The following is a 15996-nucleotide window of genomic DNA, read 5'->3' as shown; positions in this document are numbered from 1 at the left end:
TAAATTTTACAGCTTTATTTTATATTGTTCCGACGGGCATTGTAAAACCAATCAGACTCTGAATATTCTTCAGATCGATATGCTCATCTGCCGTACAGAATGAAATTAATGACCCTCCATTTCCGAATTTTCTTATTCTTTCAATTCTCTGAACATAAGTCTGAGGAATATCGGGAAGATCATAATTCACTATATGTAACAGCTGATCCAAATCAACGCCTTTTGCGGCTATATCCGTGGTGATCAAAATCTGGATCTTTCCATTTCTGAAATCTTCCAATACGCCGTTTTTAGCAGTCTGAGTTCTGTTTCCATGTATCGATCCTGTGCTGATTCCTGCTTTTTCGAGATCTTGTACCAGTTCATCAGCAATATATTTGCTATGGGTAAAAACCATGGAGCATTTCTTATTGCTTTTCAGCAAATCGATTAGCAATCCGGATTTATCTCTTTTCTCAACAAAATATACACACTGCGAAATATTATCCATCTCTACCGATCGTTCGTGTATGGCAATTTCCACAGGATTTCTGAGAAAAACCGATACATATTTCCTCACATAAGTTGAAGGCTCTGTGCAGAAAACCAAGGTCTGTATATTTTTAGGAATTAGTTTCTGAACATCTTTTACCCGGCTTATGAGTACTTTTTCAAGCATTTTATCGGCATCATACAGAACCAGAATTTCCAGCTTAGAAAAATTAATTGGTCTTTTACGGATGATCTCCAGTAATCTTTCGGGAGTTGCTACCAGCACATCTACCCTCTTTCTAAAGGCCGCAAGCTGACTTTCTGTTGATTCCTCATCATTAATACGAAGATGCAGTAAAGTCAGATACTTGCTCGACTGATTGATTTTTTCTTCAATTTCTATGGCCGAACGGTCTGTAGAAGCAAGTACCAGAACCCGGATGTTTGTATGCTCGCTCGGATTTCTTTTTAACAGCTGGAGTATGGGTACCGTGAAGGCCGATTTTTTTCCGCTTCCTTTCGGGGCAGATGCCAGGAGATCTTTACCTTCTAAAATAGTCGGTATTACAAAATTCTGTATTTCGGTTGGCTTAGAATATCCGGCTTCTGTAATGGCACGGATAATCGGATTGATTAATTTTAAATTTTTGAAACTTATCATATTTTTTGCAGTTCCCGACACTTTACGGAAAATACATTTTCAAAAGAATTAATTGTACTCATAGGAATGGTATTGATTCTCTATGCTTAACTCACAAAACTTTTCTTTTAAAATTTGGATAGCTTATAAGTTGAAGCTTTTATTTTAATAAGATAAGTTGACAATAGGGCAGCTGAAAAAGCAAACTGAATGATAAAATATGATTTTAATTATTGCAGAATAGCAAAGCAGGAACCTGTTTTATAAATGCAATGCAAAGCTACGCTAAAACAATTTAGTAACAGCACAATATAATTAGCTGATTATCAAAATAATATTCGTACATTACGCAAATTAACCAAATTATTTGCAAAGTGCGGATGATTTTAAAATTCCAATCTTATGCAAGCTCTTGCTGCCACGCCAAAGCCACAATCACAAACCTCAGATACCCTTCAATCTCCATCCATCCGAATTGCTTACTTTATAATGGTACATCATAAGCCGGAGATCTTTAAAGCGATGTTCAGCAAAATTTACACACGCGATCAGTTCTATCTTATTCATATAGATCGGAAAGCAAAAGCGGAAGTAACCGAAGAAATCCAGCTATATCTGACACAGTTTCCCAATGTATATATTTTAGAAAGCATGAATATTGTCTCGGGAGGATTCAGCATGATTCAGGCAGAGCTTAACGCCATGGAATATCTGCTCAGTGTAAGCAAAGACTGGGATTATTTTATTAATCTAAGTGGCGAAGATTACCCTCTAAAATCACAACCTATTATCCGACAGTTTCTTACCATCAATAACGGCAAGAACTACCTTTTTTATTATGATCAAAAATTTTACAGGCCCGATACGCTCCAGAGAATACAGAATCATTTTACGGAACTGACCCATAAAATCTCATCTTTAATCTACAAAAGAGAATTTATGGAAGGTGTAACGCCTTATATCGGAGGCAAATGGTTTATTTTCACCAGAGAAACATGCATGTTCCTGATAAATAACAAAAGGGTGATGGATTTTGAAGATTATTATCTGCATACTCTTCTACCCGCCGAGTCATTCTTTCAGACTGTTCTGATGAATACGATCTTTAAAGATATCATTGTAAATGATGATAAAAGAGCATTCATTGAAAAAACACTCTTCAACAAGGATCTGTACAACAACCACCTAATCAGATCATTAAAAGTTAAAAACCAGCTTTTTATAAGGAAAATCAATGCTAAGACCAACGAAAATATTCTTAATTATATACATGAAAGTTACGATCTCCCTTTGCCCGAAATAGATGAGATTGAAAGAGAATTAAAACGCGATAATCGGGATAATAATTAAAATTATTTTTACACCAATTTGGCTGACAGTTTACTTTGGAAATCAGAACTTCCTTTAACTGAAATTGTTAAACAATGTCTTTATTTTAACTTTAAATTCATACAATAAATAGCATGGAGAATCTTTAATAACATATCTTTAAACACTTGAACTGCTGTAAGTCTTTACTCCATACAAATAGACCATCTCAAAAAAGGTATTGGATTGTATTTTGCATGTGTATTTTAAGCAATTGAAATTACGATGGTACATAAAGACGAAAAAAACAAGACAAATGATTATCTTGCTAATGAGCGAACATTCCTTGCATGGTTAAGAACTTCAGTGGCACTAATGGGTTTCGGGTTGATATTGGTAAAGTTCTCTGTATTTCTAAAACAAATTACACTGCTTGATTCAAACAGGCTCATTATCCATTCGCAAAAAGAATACTCCGGGTTTACAGGACTCATCCTTGTAGCTGCGGGTATTTTGATTCTTTTTCTATCTTACCTCAATTACCGAAAAACTCAAAAAAGAATCAGGCAGGATCTGTTTGTCGAAAGCAATTCGTTAATACTGTTCGTTACAATTCTTATTATATCCATCAGCGTTTTTCTCATAGGCTATTTCATTAGCAGCATGTAATATAACAATTTACGTTACGCACATCGTGTATAAAAAAATTATATTGACGGAAATGATCTTGATAACGGTAAAGCTCCTGTTAATCCTTTCCTACTTAAATCTATAACCAATGGCAAATAATCGCAAATCAATTTACAGTGCGCTTGCCGCCAATCTTTTGATCGCACTAACGAAATTTATTGCGGGTTCATTCACCAACAGCTCGTCGATGATCTCTGAAGGTATCCATTCAACCGTTGATACGACCAATCAGCTATTGCTTCTTTATGGTATAAAGAGAAGTAAGAAAGCTCCTGATGAATCACATCCTTTTGGTTACGGAAAAGAGCTCTATTTCTGGTCTTTTGTTGTCTCGATTCTGATATTCGGACTTGGCGGGGCCTTATCCATTTACCAGGGAATTCTGCATATACTGGAACCTGAAGTGATGAAGGATCCCTTTTGGAACTACATTGTATTGTCCTTGTCTCTTATTTTTGAAGGCACATCCCTCTTTATCGCTGTGAAAGAATTCAATAAGACCCGTAATGGCCTGGCATGGTGGGATGCAATCGTTAAAAGCAAAGATCCCTCCAGTTTTCTTGTTGTTTTTGAAGATGGCGCAGCCGTATCCGGCCTTATCGTTGTTATGATATTAATGGGAATAAGTCATTATTTTAAAATTCCGGAATTAGATGGTCTTGCATCGATTATAGTTGGATTAATCCTCGTCTTTGTCTCTCTTATACTGGCCAGAGAAAGCAGAAGTTTGCTGATGGGAGAAGGATTAGCGCCAGAGACCAGAGAAAAAATCACGAAACTAGCAGAGCAGGATGTTGCTGTGCTTAGAACAAAAAGCATATTATCTACCTATCAATCGCCTGAAGAAGTCGTTCTGATGCTTATTATAGACTTTAAAGACCACTTGGATACCGAAGAGATTACTGAAGCTATTCAGCGTATTCGCAACACTATAAAAAATGAATTTAAATTAGTTCGTTTTGTGATCATACAGCCGGAATAGATCAGCACTGCTAATGTTCAATATCAAGCTCCAGATGTCCTGCAAAGAGCTTGGCAATCACACTGTATGATGCCTACTTTCTCTGCTTCGTACATTTCTGTTGTGAGTATATGCGCTGAGGCAAATAAATCCTTCACTTTTTTCAGTAGTTCAAATAATATTCGAAAATCCCAATAATACCAATTTTCAGTCCTTTAATCTCCGAGATTTTGTAGGTTGTAAAATTGATTTGTTTTTTCATCAAAATATTGCAGCCTAAAATTCCCAGTGACCCACTATTGTATCTAAGGAACCTCCTGCGCTTTTCACAATATCGTGAACATCGTTGATGAATCCTATTGATAATTTATAATTTCAAGTTTTAAGGTTTAACTATTGCCCAGCCTTCATACTGTCTCAAAATCATTTCCCCGTTTGCGCTGGGTGTATATTTGACAAAATCAAACAATTCGGACTTGTCGATTTTTTTCTCGCGAAGCGTATTTTCGCACTGTACCATGATCACGCCTTTATCTTTCAGAGCAGCAAGAAGTTCCTGATATGGGTTTTTCTTTCGGAACATTTCCACTCCGCCTCCAAAAGCCAGCAATTCAATATTCAGCTTACCTTTCAGTCTCGGATCTTCAAGTGCGTTATTGATATTTCTGATGACGGCTTTGATTTTCTGGTCATCTGCTTCATTGATAACATACAGAGCATTATATTCCTGATTAATAGATTTTGCAGGCTCGTAAAAGTTTTTCTTTTGAGCAAAGCTCATAGAGCCGGTCAGGAAAACTGATAAGGTCATTATTTTTATTAAATTTTTCATAGCTGCTCATTTAAAAGTTGATTGATCTCTTCGTAGAAAGAATCTTTGCTGTAATCTGCCATTCCGGCATGATGCATCCTGATTTTCCCCCATTTATCCAAAACTACGGTCGTGGGAAGCGAGCCTTTAAAAAATGAAGCAGGAATAGAACCCTCCGGAACTAAAAACGGGACAGTAAACCGTTCTTTATCGAGATACATTTTACCGGCAGCAGGCTGATCGTCCAGATTGACTGTGAGAAAAACCAGATCTTTATTTGATTTATATTGATTGTAAAACTTCTGAATCGAAGGAAATTCCGCGCGGCAAGGCGGACACCATGATGCCCAGAAATTAATAAAAACCACTTTTCCTTTCAGTTTAGAAGTATTGACAACCTCTCCTTTTTCATTCCTGACACTGAAATTTTCAGTGACTGCTAAAGGACTTGATTCAGAAACCGGTTCTTCTTTCTTTTCTTCAATTTTCGAATTGAGAAGACCGGTTGAAATGATTTGCCGCATCAGCCAGGCTTTTGCATCGGGACTTACCATTAATACGATGAATATTACTACCAGAATGGCTGTACTCCAGTTTTTCCGAAGCCATATTTTAAATTTTTCCATTGTCTGACTATATTTTATTGTTCAGTTAAAGTTTTCAGGGCATCATAGATCTGAGGCTGGTCAAAATCTCTCCCACCCTGAATCTGTGCTTCCAGTTCTCCTTTTTTATTAAAGATTAAAGTCGTGGGAATTGCTCCCTGAAAATACCTGGAAGGAATCGTATCTGCTGCGACATACACCGGAAGTTCGTAGTTTTTATCCTTCATAAATTTCTTAGATTTTATAAGATTAGCTTCTACATTCAAAAAAACAAAAATGATTTTATCATTTCCTTTGAATTTATTTTTCAGTTTGTTGAGTGTGGGCATTTCTTCAACACAAGGTCTGCACCAGGTTGCCCAGAAATTGATGAACACTACTTTTCCTTTCAGTTCACTCAGCCTTATTTTCTTACCGTTTTTGTCAATTAAGATAATATCATCATTAAGATTATCCGGACTTTTGATTTGAATTTTATGTTCAGCATCCGACTGCATTGCATTGGCTTGTAAGGAAAACAGGGAGATTAGCAGTATAAGAATAGCCGTTTTAGATTTTAAAATCATTGTCATTGTTTATTTTTTTGGGATTAATATTTTACCTTCTTCCAATCTTCGGAAGGTTTTATTCAAATTTTATCGTTTTCGGAAAATGCACCAAAACCTCGGTCAGCTTTTCATATGTAATTTCTTCTTTTACAGTGATTCTCTTCACCGTATTATCATTAAAGGTAATCACAAAGGTTCCCGATTGAGTCTGTAGAATACTTGCCGGGCATAAAGGACAGACTGTTGTGTAATCAGCCCCAGAATAAGGACTGACAGACTTTTTCTTATCATTGTATGAAACATTAAAGTTACCGGATGGCTTCCGGTAAGGATTAATAAAAATGTAAAACCGTATAATTCTCTTAAAAAATAAAAGATCTGGGAAGTTTTAAATCAAATGATAAGTTTGCGGTATTGTATAAAGATGGGAACGGCATTTCCGATTTTGGAAGCACCGTAAAAGGGATGTTTGCAAAGTTTTATAAACAGAAATGCTCCTGAAAATAAAATGAATGTAAATGCAGCAAGCTCCTGAAAATCGAATACGGAAAACTGAGTATTACTTTTTGCGGTAATTTCTTTTTCCTTACAGAAATTGCAGGCAGCTGTTGTAGCTGTGCTAGCCGTAAATTTTTCCTTTGGAACGGAGGTGTGGCTTTTTGCGGACGGCTGTAGATTAAAAAGGTTTTTGATACCATATTTTACAGCGCAGGAAGAAATCAAAATACATACAATGAAAAACACCGACAGGATGCTTTTCATTGTATGACTGGTATTTAATTTCTTATTGGTCATTCAGGCAAAAATATAATTTAAACTTTTTTTGTCAAAAATATTAACAGATTTTATAACAAAAAACATTATTGAGTAATCTTATTTTTCACCTGCTGTTCAGACACAAAACCCAGATTCTCCCAAATTACTTTGTCATTTTTGTATAATTTTAAAACAGGAAGCGCCGAAACATTTAATGCTTTGCAAAGTTCTGTATTTTCATCAGCATTAATTCTTACAATTTTTACCTTATCAGGCATTTCGGTTGCCATTTTTTTTAGATAGGGCTCCATTTTCTTGCATGGCGCACACCATTCTGCGTAGAAATCTACCAGTACAGGCGTTTCACTTTTTAGCATTTCATTGTACTGTGCCAGGCTCATTCCTGCTGAAGTGGGTGACTTGATTTCCGGAAGATTGGCATTTCTCCATTTCATCATTCCACCCTGCATTTCATAGACGTTTTTAAAGCCTATTTTCTGAAGTTTTTCAGCTGCTGCCGTACTTCTTGGTCCGCTCATACAATACACAAAAACAGGTTTATTTTTGTCGAGAACTTCTGCTTTTTTGGTAAAATCATCTGCATTCCAGTCGATATTCATTGCATTTTTCAGATGTCCGTTTCGGAATTCTCCGGGTGTTCTTACATCCACCAACTGCGCATCTTTGGTCTGGTTTAATTTTTTAGAAAATTCTACAGCAGAAAGATTAGTTTCACTATTATTATTCTGAGCTTTTCCGCATCCCGTCAATACGATGAGAAAAAATACAACGATTAGGTTTTTATACATCTTAGCTATTTTGCCTGATTAATCTTTCCAATTCATCCGCCTGAAAAACACCGGACTGTTTCCATTTCACTTCCCCGTTTTTAAAAATCATCAGAGTCGGAACACTTCGGATCCCGAACTGTGCAGCAACGGCCTGATTTTTATCGACGTCAATTTTAACGATACTCGCAGCATCACCAATATTTTTTTTCAAATCCTGAAGAATGGGAGCCTGCATTTTGCAAGGACCACACCATTCTGCAAAGAAATCCACTAAAACAGGTTTGTCCTGATTGATAAGTTCTTGAAATTTATTCATTTTGCCATACTTTTATTTAATTTCCTCATATTCTACCTCATCATCTGTTCTTTTTGAATTGCGAATTGGTACAGAACAGTTCCCAGTTGTACAACAGCCAATGTTCAACAATGGCATGACAACAAAAACTGCTCCAACAGCAACAAAAAACCACATTCCAGATCTTATGGCTTCCACGATGAGGAAAACTCCCATTGCCAAACGAAGCAACCGTACAAAGTTCCAGTCTTTTAATATATTTTGTATCATTTCTTTTTTATTTGGGTACAACATTATCATTTTCTAACCATTCTTTCATTCATCAGAAAAGTTATTAGCATTCCGAAACCATTTTTCTTCAAAGAATACGCAATCACAGCTCTGTCACCACTTTAATAATGATATCTCCTTTTCGTCAATGACAATCACTTTACCCTTTCCCTGACTTCGATGAAGTAGCTGGCCCGCGAAAGACCTATCATAAATAGTCTGAAACAGAATGTTACTTTTACATTTTGTGGTTTACAGATACAAAATTATAACTTATTTCTCCTTTTTTCAGTAACCTTGATCACAAAGAAAAATTACTTTTTAACGGCAAAAATTCTTACCACAGATGCTTCACCTTTATGATAATCTCCTTCGTTGAGCACAATTGTCTGTACAGTAGCTTCTTTTATATCAAAGTTTTCAAAATCTTTTTTTAGCTCCTCAAGATCATACAGCATTTCAGAATCTCTCGGTCCTCCCGATTGAGGATTTCTTTGCTGATATTCTTGCTGAAGTTTAGAGAAACCATCCATTATGAGATAACCTCCGGGTTTTAAATATCGGGTGAGTTTTTGGTGAAAATCTCTTCTATGATCTCCCGGAAAATGAGCGTAAATCATAGCTAAAACATCAAAAGAAGAATTTGGATATTCTATATTTTCTACATTAGATAATGTATAAAAAATTTCCGTATTGTTTTCGCCTGCCCATACAAGTGCTTTTTTCATTCCCTCTTCACTTTGGTCAAATGCTTCAGATTTCCATCCTTTTGCAGCTGCATACACAGCATTCCTACCCTCTCCTTCTGCAGGAAAAAGAATTTTCCCGGGTTTTAAAATATCTAACTTTTCTTTCAGATATTCATTCGGCAGCTTCCCATAGATAAACTCTTCCTGACTGTAACGATTGTCCCAAAAATCTTTCTGATACATATGATTATTTTTTTCTTTAAAATTAATTCTTTTAATTCACTTATTACTTTATAGAAAGCTCCTCCACTTGACATTTCTTTTCTGCAGCCAGAAAAATGACATTACCAGATAAAACCCCGGCTTAAAGTATGTTCTTCCTGAAGGTTAATTTTCTTTTTCTTTTGACATATTTATAAATCTCAAACCATAAAACAGAAACCGCTGCGATGAAAACAGCTATCCCCAATTCGTATATATTGAGTGCAGTTACTTTAAAGAATAGAGAAATCGGTTTTATATATAATATGGCCATAAGCATCATCAATATTAAAACAGAAATGCCCGTAAGTAAAGGATTACGGTTTTTGAAACTTTCTATTACACTGTAAAAGAACGATCGGTTGACAAAGCTCAGTAATATATTGGCAAAGATCAGTGTACTGAATACCATTGCTCTTGTCTTTGGTTCATCACCCCCGTTTTGAACCATAAACTGATATACAAATAAAACTCCGAGGGTTATCACAATCCCCTGAATAAAGCTGATTCCCAGCTCGCCAAAACTTAAAAAAGTATCTCCCATAGCTCTTGGCGGCTGTTTCATTGTGTTTTTCTCCATGGGCTCGTTCTCATAAACAATAGAACAGGTAGGACCCATCACCAATTCGAGGAAAATAACGTGAACCGGAGTAAATATGTGTGGAAATATCCATCCCAAAAACAGGGGCAGCGATACCGTAAGTATAATAGGGATATGAATGGAAATAATATACTGAACTGCCTTTTTAATATTGTTATAAATCCTTCTTCCTGCAGCAATTCCGACAATCAGCTTTTCTAAATCATCATTTGTAATGACCAGCGCAGCAGCTGATTTGGCAACTTCGGTTCCTTTATTTCCCATTGCAACACCAATATGCGCGGCTTTTAAGGCAGGGCCATCATTTACACCATCTCCAAGCATGGCTACTACTTCGCCATTCTTTTTCAGGGCGTTTACTACTGCCAGTTTCGCATCCGGAAACATCCGGGTGAATAAAGTAGTCTGCTCCGAGATTTGCATTAATGCTTCTTCAGAATTATTTATTATTTCACTGCCATTGATGGCAGGAGTCGTGTTGATAATTCCTGCCTGCATTGCAATAGCTTTGGTTGTATCTTCATTATCTCCCGTTATAACCTTTACCTTAATACCTGCACCATAGATCTGTTGAAATACTTTATAAATTCCTGCTTTGGGAGGATCATAAAATACCGTAAGTCCTAAAAATTCAAATACAAAATCCTGCTGTCTTTTAGGAAAATTGTTTCCTTCAAACTGTGACTTCGCAACTCCCAAAACGCGGTAGCCCTGCTGTCCAAATGTTTTTATAATGTCTCTTATTTCTTTTTTTTCTGTCTCTGAAAGATGGGAAACATTCAGGATAGCTTCCGGAGCGCCTTTTGCTGCAATAATTCTATCTTTATTTGCATTTTCAAAAAGATGAGTCATCATCGGCGGCCTGCCTTCAAGAGGGTACTCATGAAACAGCTTATATTCTTTTCTAATATCATTTTTTTGAGTCTGCTGATACGTTTTATGCAAAGTGATTTCCATGGGATCAAAAGGGACAGGCTCACTGCTCCACATTGCATAATCGATCAGCTCTTTCAAATTTTCAGCATTAAAGTCCTCTTCTTCATAAGTCCTGCCAGACCGGTAATCATACAAATGTTTCAACTGCATTGAATTTTCTGTGATAGTTCCGGTTTTATCGGTGCAGATCACCGTAGTGCTTCCTAAAGTTTCTACAATACTGCTTCGTTTTATGATAATTCCTTTCCGCATAAGCTTCCACGCCCCCAACGCCATAAATGTGGTGAATGCTACAGGAATTTCCTCAGGCAATACAGACATTGCCAGTGTTAATCCGCTAAGAAGACTCGTTATCACATCTCCGGTCTTACTATAACTGAAGATGCAAACCATAAGGAAAATAATGATTCCAGTAACAGCCATCCATTTTACAAACTTCCGGATCTGGATCTGTAATGGCGATATTTCTTCTTTTATGTTTAATATAGATTTTCCAATTTTCCCGACACGAGTTTCCTGGCCAACTTTTTGCACCTCAAAAATGGCCAAACCTGAAACCGTAACCGTACCGCTATAAACAAGATTGTCTCCGGATTTGCTATCTTTAAAAACTGAAAAACTTTCACCGGTAAGAGGAGATTCATTCACGGAGAAATCATTGCTGTATACAATCACTCCATCAGCATTTATGTTTTTTCCTTCCTCGGTAATACATAAGTCACCTACAACAATTTCATGGGTCGGAATTTCCATTATTTGCGAGTTTCTGATAACCAGACTCAGAGGTTCGTTCAGTTTCTCTAGTTCTTCCAGCGCTTTTTTACTGCGATTATCCTGATAAAAAGAAATAGCGGTTACCGCCACGATGGCCACAAACATAAAAGCGGCTTCCCCATAATCTCCCACAATCACATAAATAAGTGAAATAATGATAAGCAAGATCAGCATCGGTTCTTTTAAAATATTAACAATCAGATCAAACCATGTACTCTTATGAATCTCCTCCAGGCGATTATATCCATTTTGCTGTCTGGAAGCTGTCACTTCATCCTGTGTAAGACCTTTAAAGCCTTCGGGTATACTGTAAGACATATTAAATTAATAAGTTATCTAAAAATAAGCAATTATTATATACAAATTGAATTTCCTTTTGACAAGTATCAGGTTCGGTGTAATGGATAACAGATATAATGAAATGTGAGTTGACCATCAAAGATTTGGATGTCATATAGATGATTAAAAAAAATCAATTCTGTCAGAAAATATACAAGATGAAATACAATCAGAGAAACATAAATTTTGTGCCTGCAAACAAGCCGACTCGTTGTGGCGGGATATTTGCGTGACCGAAGGTAGTCCATTAAATATCCTGCTCGCTGACAAATCTAAAAACATAATTGATGGCGAAAGAAACACAACTCGAAATCTATGGAGCATTATTTACTTATTTTAACAATTATTGGTGCATCCACATTTTTAATGGCGTGGATGCCTGCATTTTCGAAAAAAACAGGAATATCGTATTCGGTATTTTATATCATTGGAGGGGTTGTGCTTTACCTCGCCTTTCCGAACTATCTTCCCGACCCCCTTCCAACGCATAATGAAAGCTTAACGCTCCACCTTACCGAGTTAATTGTCATCATCTCACTGATGGGGTCAGGGATAAAGATTGACCGCCCGTTTTCATTTAAGGCCTGGTCCTCCCCGTTGAAACTGATCGGCATTACTATGCTGGCCTGTATCGCAGCCGCTGCATGTATGGGATATTATTTTCTCAGCCTTGGCATCGCTTCGGCAATGCTACTCGGCGCGGCGCTGGCTCCTACCGACCCGGTTCTTGCTGCAGACGTACAGGTTGGCCCTCCAAACGATAAAGTGAAATCTGAAGTAAAATTTACATTAACTTCCGAAGCAGGACTTAATGATGGCGTTGCTTTCCCATTTACATGGCTGGCGATTTGCCTTGGATTAATGACTTCAGGGAGCCAGACGAGCTTGCTCGAATGGTTTGCGTTCGATCTAATCTACAGGCTGATCGCCGGTATATTGATTGGCTGGATCAGTGGTAAAGCTATTGGCTTTCTGCTGTTTCGCATATCCGAAAAAAGCGATTTTTTATCCACCCGGGACGGTTTTCTGGCGATTGCCGCAACACTATTGGTATATGGCATTACTGAATTTGCTCATGGTTATGGTTTCTTAGCGGTTTTTATCTGCAGTATCACTTTAAGGCATTATGAAAAGGATCATCATTATCATAAGGAATTGCATTCATTTACTGATCAGACTGAAAGGATCCTGCTTAGTTTGCTAATGATTTTGTTCGGAGGAACACTTGTGATGGGCATATTAAAGCCGGTTGATTTGAATATGATTGTATTTGTCCTACTATTCCTTTTATTGATACGCCCACTTTCAGCATGGCTGGCTTTGATCACCGCTAAAATAAAAAACAAGGAAAAATGGGTGATCGGATTTTTCGGAATTAAAGGCCTTGGTTCAATTTTTTACCTTTCTTTCGGTTTCAGCGAATTTAACTTTGAGCACCAGGATCAGCTTTGGGCAATTGTTTCTTTAACAATTCTTTTATCCATCATTATGCACGGGTTTTCGGCAACTACCGTTATGAAAAAAATAAAAAAGTAAAATATTCAGCGAAAGTTAGAATTTCACACTGGCAATAATAATTTTAAAGTATTATAGAATAAGATTATGATATTGACAGCTTTGAAAATAATTCCCCATGAAATCTTCAATTATTTATTCACAGCAGGAATGCTCAATAATTCGGCATTATAAACTTTTTATATGGAATTAAACATATCAAATATATTGATCATATTTCAAACACCTTACTTTCCAGCCGGTCAAGCCGAGAGAGAATATCTGCAAACATATTTTTGCTTCCTGTTGAAACATGTCCTATAATTCTGTAAAAAGATGTATTTACATTTTCTTTTTTTTGGTGATCTCCTGCGAACTGCAAATAACCTTCCGCATCCAGAAAAACACGGTCTGCTGAATAACCGGATGTTTCCAAAATCAAGAACAACAAATCGCCATCCTGATAAAAATTCTGCATATCCCGTTTACTTTTATATTCGTAAATCAAATCAACATTTGCTAATAATTTTTGCAAAACATTCTCCTGAACAACATTTCCATTTTTATAGCGATTTACAATAGGGGCTTTCTCATTATTTTTATCAGAATCAAACATCAGATGATCAATATCAGAGACGCTTACCAACTGATTGACCTGTAATATTTCAGTTAATAATTTATCTAGGTTAAGGTTAAAATAATTGGCAACCTTTAGAATGGTTTCAATTTTAGGTTCAGCCCTTCCTTCTTCATAAGAGCTTATGACTCCCCTGTTCAGATCAAACAGATCAGCAAAAGCCTTCTGACTTAAGCCTTTAACCTGCCTTATTTTTTTAATATTGGTTCCGAAAAAACTCATAAGCCTATTTTTTTTAGCAAATATAACAATTAAAATAAAATAATGCTAAAAATATTTGCAATTTTAAAAATTTGCTCTATATTTGTCTAAGAAAATTTGACACAAAACTTACGATCATGAGAAATCAAATATTTAGAACGGTTAAAGAATGGTTGTTAGATTATGAGTTCAACATCACGTTGGAAGATGAAGCTCAGAGAATTCTAATCATTGAAAAAGAATCCAGCGGAATAAAGAATATGATTCTAATTATTTCAGATTCTATACTTATTATGGAACAGTTTCTTTTTGAAATAAAAAACCCTTCGCAAAACATTTATCGGTCACTGTTACAAAAAAACAGGGATATTGTGCACGGAGCATTCGCTTTGGACAATACCGGCAGAAGGGTTATTTTCCGCGATACACTCCCAACAGACAATATGGCACAGAATGAAGTCATTGCCTCCATCAACTCATTAGGAATTCTGGTAGGAGAATTCAGCAATGAAATGATCGAAATGAGTAAATAAATCATAAAATAAATTTAACATGAACATTTTTGCAAGATTATTCAAAATAGGAAAAGCCGAGATCCATTCAGTGATCGAAGGTTTTGAAGATCCCATTAATATGACAGAACAGGGAATCAGAGAAATGAAGGACCAATTGGCCAAAAGCATGGAGGCTCTTGCCCAGCTGAAAGCCCTCTCCATAAGAAAGAAAAACGAATCGGAAAAAGAAAAGCAGACCGCGAATGACTATTACAACAAAGCGGTAATTTTAGTCCAGAAAGCTGAAAACAGAGAACTTGAAACGACAGAAGCAGACCGGTTGGCAAAAGAAGCCCTGAAAAAGCAAAGTAGCGCTCAGGAAAATGCTTTACATCTTGAAAAAGAGCATGAAAAGCTGCATAAAGAATGTGAAAAAATGCAGGCCAACATCAACAATCTGAAATCCGGCATATCGAAATGGGAAAATGAACTCAAGACCCTAAAAGCAAGAGTTCAGATCAGTGAAGCAACCAGGGATATTAATAAAAAAATGACCCTTATGGACACAACGAGCACATTGAGCATGCTCGAAAAACTAAAAGAAAGAGCAGAACAGCAGGAAGCACTGGCAGAAGCGTACTCTGATATTTCAGGTGCAGGAAAAACCATTGATGACGAAATTGATGCTGTCATAAATAATAATGACCGGCAGGCTGAAGAAGCTTTACAAAAGTTAAAAGAAAAACATATAAAAGACTAATATGACTTTTGAGGAATTTTTGCAGACAGCTTTTTCACCGGTGAACACCGTTTTGAGCATACTGCTGATTCTGGCTGTTCTCTATTGGGTTTTTACTATTGTCACGGGTTTAGATATTGATGTAGGCTTTGATGCTGATCTGGATATGGACATGGATACCCCGGATGGTCAGGTTCATGTGGCGGAAAACCCTTCTCCCTGGATTCAGTTCTTAACATTTCTGGATCTTGACATTGTGCCGATTGCGTATTTCCTGACAATTTCGCTCTTCTTTACCTGGCTGGGTTCGTTTTACCTCGAAGTATTTGCTTCCTTTCAGGTTTGGGTATCGGCGCTGTTGGTTTTTCCCCTGTTTATGGGAAGCATCTTCTTAACAAAGCTGCTGCTAAAGCCCTTGAAACCTTTTTTCAGAGAAATTAACCACAAAGGAGAAAGGCCACATGATTTTCTGGGCCGTACAGGAAGATTAAAATCTACAATTCATGGAAACAAAATAGGTATTCTCGAAATTTTTATCGGCAGCGATCCGATGACTCTGATGGTAAAAAGCAAAGGCGGCGAGAAAATAGAATATGGAGAAACGGTATTTATTGTAGACGAGGACCCGAACAGAAAATACTTCTATGTAGCGACCGAAATACGCTTTTAAATAATATCAGGATTA

Annotated in this window: 18 protein-coding genes; 7 read left to right on the top strand and 11 right to left on the bottom strand. The window is 36.7% G+C overall.

What is annotated here, in order from left to right:
- Nucleotides 1-19: 19 nt before the first annotated feature.
- On the bottom strand, nt 20-1132 hold the full coding sequence (locus tag AC3WV0_RS01645) for a DEAD/DEAH box helicase (RefSeq protein ID WP_488843384.1): 1113 nt from the start codon (nt 1130-1132) through the stop codon (nt 20-22).
- Between the two features lie 381 nt (nt 1133-1513).
- Between AC3WV0_RS01645 and AC3WV0_RS01640 the strand changes: the two genes are divergently transcribed.
- The 3 genes from AC3WV0_RS01640 to AC3WV0_RS01630 all read left to right on the top strand — a co-directional run bounded on the left by AC3WV0_RS01640 (nt 1514) and on the right by AC3WV0_RS01630 (nt 4091).
- Nucleotides 1514-2461 carry a beta-1,6-N-acetylglucosaminyltransferase gene (locus AC3WV0_RS01640; RefSeq protein WP_488843382.1) on the top strand — a complete coding sequence of 316 codons (948 nt, stop codon included), beginning with the start codon at nt 1514-1516 and terminating at the stop codon, nt 2459-2461.
- Nucleotides 2462-2704: 243 nt separating this feature from the next.
- Complete coding sequence (locus tag AC3WV0_RS01635) at nt 2705-3088, top strand: YidH family protein (RefSeq protein WP_488843380.1); 384 nt, start codon at nt 2705-2707, stop codon at nt 3086-3088.
- Nucleotides 3089-3197: 109 nt separating this feature from the next.
- On the top strand, nt 3198-4091 hold the full coding sequence (locus AC3WV0_RS01630; RefSeq protein WP_488843378.1) for a cation diffusion facilitator family transporter: 894 nt from the start codon (nt 3198-3200) through the stop codon (nt 4089-4091).
- A gap of 361 nt (nt 4092-4452) precedes the next feature.
- Here AC3WV0_RS01630 and AC3WV0_RS01625 read toward each other — a convergent pair whose 3' ends face one another.
- The 9 genes from AC3WV0_RS01625 to AC3WV0_RS01585 all read right to left on the bottom strand — a co-directional run bounded on the left by AC3WV0_RS01625 (nt 4453) and on the right by AC3WV0_RS01585 (nt 11725).
- Nucleotides 4453-4902, bottom strand: coding sequence for a DsrE family protein (locus AC3WV0_RS01625; RefSeq protein ID WP_488843376.1), 450 nt, complete (start codon nt 4900-4902; stop codon nt 4453-4455).
- Entirely contained in the window at nt 4899-5507 is a 609-nt protein-coding gene (locus tag AC3WV0_RS01620; protein WP_488843374.1) for a TlpA family protein disulfide reductase, read from the bottom strand. The genes AC3WV0_RS01625 and AC3WV0_RS01620 overlap by 4 nt, the downstream gene beginning before the upstream one ends.
- A gap of 14 nt (nt 5508-5521) precedes the next feature.
- Nucleotides 5522-6058, bottom strand: a complete 537-nt coding sequence (locus tag AC3WV0_RS01615) for a TlpA family protein disulfide reductase (RefSeq protein ID WP_488843372.1) — start codon at nt 6056-6058, stop codon at nt 5522-5524.
- A gap of 369 nt (nt 6059-6427) precedes the next feature.
- On the bottom strand, nt 6428-6796 hold the full coding sequence (locus AC3WV0_RS01610) for a hypothetical protein (RefSeq protein WP_488843370.1): 369 nt from the start codon (nt 6794-6796) through the stop codon (nt 6428-6430).
- Nucleotides 6797-6894: 98 nt separating this feature from the next.
- Entirely contained in the window at nt 6895-7599 is a 705-nt protein-coding gene (locus AC3WV0_RS01605; protein WP_488843368.1) for a thioredoxin domain-containing protein, read from the bottom strand.
- 1 nt (nt 7600) lies between these two features.
- Complete coding sequence (gene trxA / locus AC3WV0_RS01600; RefSeq protein WP_488843367.1) at nt 7601-7897, bottom strand: thioredoxin; 297 nt, start codon at nt 7895-7897, stop codon at nt 7601-7603.
- Between the two features lie 12 nt (nt 7898-7909).
- Nucleotides 7910-8146, bottom strand: a complete 237-nt coding sequence (locus tag AC3WV0_RS01595; RefSeq protein ID WP_488843365.1) for a hypothetical protein — start codon at nt 8144-8146, stop codon at nt 7910-7912.
- A gap of 314 nt (nt 8147-8460) precedes the next feature.
- Nucleotides 8461-9078, bottom strand: a complete 618-nt coding sequence (locus tag AC3WV0_RS01590; protein ID WP_488843364.1) for a class I SAM-dependent methyltransferase — start codon at nt 9076-9078, stop codon at nt 8461-8463.
- Nucleotides 9079-9199: 121 nt separating this feature from the next.
- A complete protein-coding gene (locus AC3WV0_RS01585) occupies nt 9200-11725 on the bottom strand; it encodes a cation-translocating P-type ATPase (RefSeq protein ID WP_488843363.1) in 2526 nt (841 codons plus the stop codon).
- A 336-nt stretch (nt 11726-12061) separates the two neighbouring features.
- Between AC3WV0_RS01585 and AC3WV0_RS01580 the strand changes: the two genes are divergently transcribed.
- On the top strand, nt 12062-13282 hold the full coding sequence (locus AC3WV0_RS01580) for a cation:proton antiporter (protein WP_488843362.1): 1221 nt from the start codon (nt 12062-12064) through the stop codon (nt 13280-13282).
- A gap of 190 nt (nt 13283-13472) precedes the next feature.
- Here AC3WV0_RS01580 and AC3WV0_RS01575 read toward each other — a convergent pair whose 3' ends face one another.
- Nucleotides 13473-14099: a helix-turn-helix domain-containing protein gene (locus tag AC3WV0_RS01575; protein ID WP_488843360.1), complete on the bottom strand. Its 627-nt coding sequence runs from the start codon at nt 14097-14099 to the stop codon at nt 13473-13475.
- Nucleotides 14100-14215: 116 nt separating this feature from the next.
- Between AC3WV0_RS01575 and AC3WV0_RS01570 the strand changes: the two genes are divergently transcribed.
- From AC3WV0_RS01570 to AC3WV0_RS01560, 3 genes are read left to right on the top strand one after another with little or no spacing between them, the layout of a single operon-like run.
- Complete coding sequence (locus AC3WV0_RS01570) at nt 14216-14611, top strand: YbjN domain-containing protein (protein WP_488843358.1); 396 nt, start codon at nt 14216-14218, stop codon at nt 14609-14611.
- 19 nt (nt 14612-14630) lie between these two features.
- Nucleotides 14631-15332, top strand: a complete 702-nt coding sequence (locus AC3WV0_RS01565; protein WP_488843356.1) for a PspA/IM30 family protein — start codon at nt 14631-14633, stop codon at nt 15330-15332.
- Nucleotide 15333: 1 nt separating this feature from the next.
- Nucleotides 15334-15981 carry a hypothetical protein gene (locus AC3WV0_RS01560; protein ID WP_488843354.1) on the top strand — a complete coding sequence of 216 codons (648 nt, stop codon included), beginning with the start codon at nt 15334-15336 and terminating at the stop codon, nt 15979-15981.
- Nucleotides 15982-15996: the final 15 nt, after the last annotated feature.

Source organism: Chryseobacterium sp. 27AL (genome assembly GCF_057815395.1).
The sequence above is the reverse complement of the archived record's forward strand: the minus strand, read 5'-3'. Positions and strand labels throughout refer to the sequence as shown.

What these genes read in the sequence shown, in the direction of transcription:
- AC3WV0_RS01610 (WP_488843370.1), bottom strand. Translation starts at nt 6,796, where the DNA reads ATGAAAAGCATCCTGTCGGTGTTTTTCATTGTATGTATTTTGATTTCT.
- AC3WV0_RS01635 (WP_488843380.1), top strand. Translation starts at nt 2,705, where the DNA reads ATGGTACATAAAGACGAAAAAAACAAGACAAATGATTATCTTGCTAAT.
- AC3WV0_RS01615 (WP_488843372.1), bottom strand. Translation starts at nt 6,058, where the DNA reads ATGACAATGATTTTAAAATCTAAAACGGCTATTCTTATACTGCTAATC.
- AC3WV0_RS01640 (WP_488843382.1), top strand. Translation starts at nt 1,514, where the DNA reads ATGCAAGCTCTTGCTGCCACGCCAAAGCCACAATCACAAACCTCAGAT.
- AC3WV0_RS01620 (WP_488843374.1), bottom strand. Translation starts at nt 5,507, where the DNA reads ATGGAAAAATTTAAAATATGGCTTCGGAAAAACTGGAGTACAGCCATT.
- AC3WV0_RS01595 (WP_488843365.1), bottom strand. Translation starts at nt 8,146, where the DNA reads ATGATACAAAATATATTAAAAGACTGGAACTTTGTACGGTTGCTTCGT.
- AC3WV0_RS01570 (WP_488843358.1), top strand. Translation starts at nt 14,216, where the DNA reads ATGAGAAATCAAATATTTAGAACGGTTAAAGAATGGTTGTTAGATTAT.
- AC3WV0_RS01585 (WP_488843363.1), bottom strand. Translation starts at nt 11,725, where the DNA reads ATGTCTTACAGTATACCCGAAGGCTTTAAAGGTCTTACACAGGATGAA.
- AC3WV0_RS01605 (WP_488843368.1), bottom strand. Translation starts at nt 7,599, where the DNA reads ATGTATAAAAACCTAATCGTTGTATTTTTTCTCATCGTATTGACGGGA.
- AC3WV0_RS01645 (WP_488843384.1), bottom strand. Translation starts at nt 1,132, where the DNA reads ATGATAAGTTTCAAAAATTTAAAATTAATCAATCCGATTATCCGTGCC.
- trxA (WP_488843367.1), bottom strand. Translation starts at nt 7,897, where the DNA reads ATGAATAAATTTCAAGAACTTATCAATCAGGACAAACCTGTTTTAGTG.
- AC3WV0_RS01560 (WP_488843354.1), top strand. Translation starts at nt 15,334, where the DNA reads ATGACTTTTGAGGAATTTTTGCAGACAGCTTTTTCACCGGTGAACACC.
- AC3WV0_RS01565 (WP_488843356.1), top strand. Translation starts at nt 14,631, where the DNA reads ATGAACATTTTTGCAAGATTATTCAAAATAGGAAAAGCCGAGATCCAT.
- AC3WV0_RS01580 (WP_488843362.1), top strand. Translation starts at nt 12,062, where the DNA reads ATGGAGCATTATTTACTTATTTTAACAATTATTGGTGCATCCACATTT.
- AC3WV0_RS01575 (WP_488843360.1), bottom strand. Translation starts at nt 14,099, where the DNA reads ATGAGTTTTTTCGGAACCAATATTAAAAAAATAAGGCAGGTTAAAGGC.
- AC3WV0_RS01625 (WP_488843376.1), bottom strand. Translation starts at nt 4,902, where the DNA reads ATGAAAAATTTAATAAAAATAATGACCTTATCAGTTTTCCTGACCGGC.
- AC3WV0_RS01590 (WP_488843364.1), bottom strand. Translation starts at nt 9,078, where the DNA reads ATGTATCAGAAAGATTTTTGGGACAATCGTTACAGTCAGGAAGAGTTT.
- AC3WV0_RS01630 (WP_488843378.1), top strand. Translation starts at nt 3,198, where the DNA reads ATGGCAAATAATCGCAAATCAATTTACAGTGCGCTTGCCGCCAATCTT.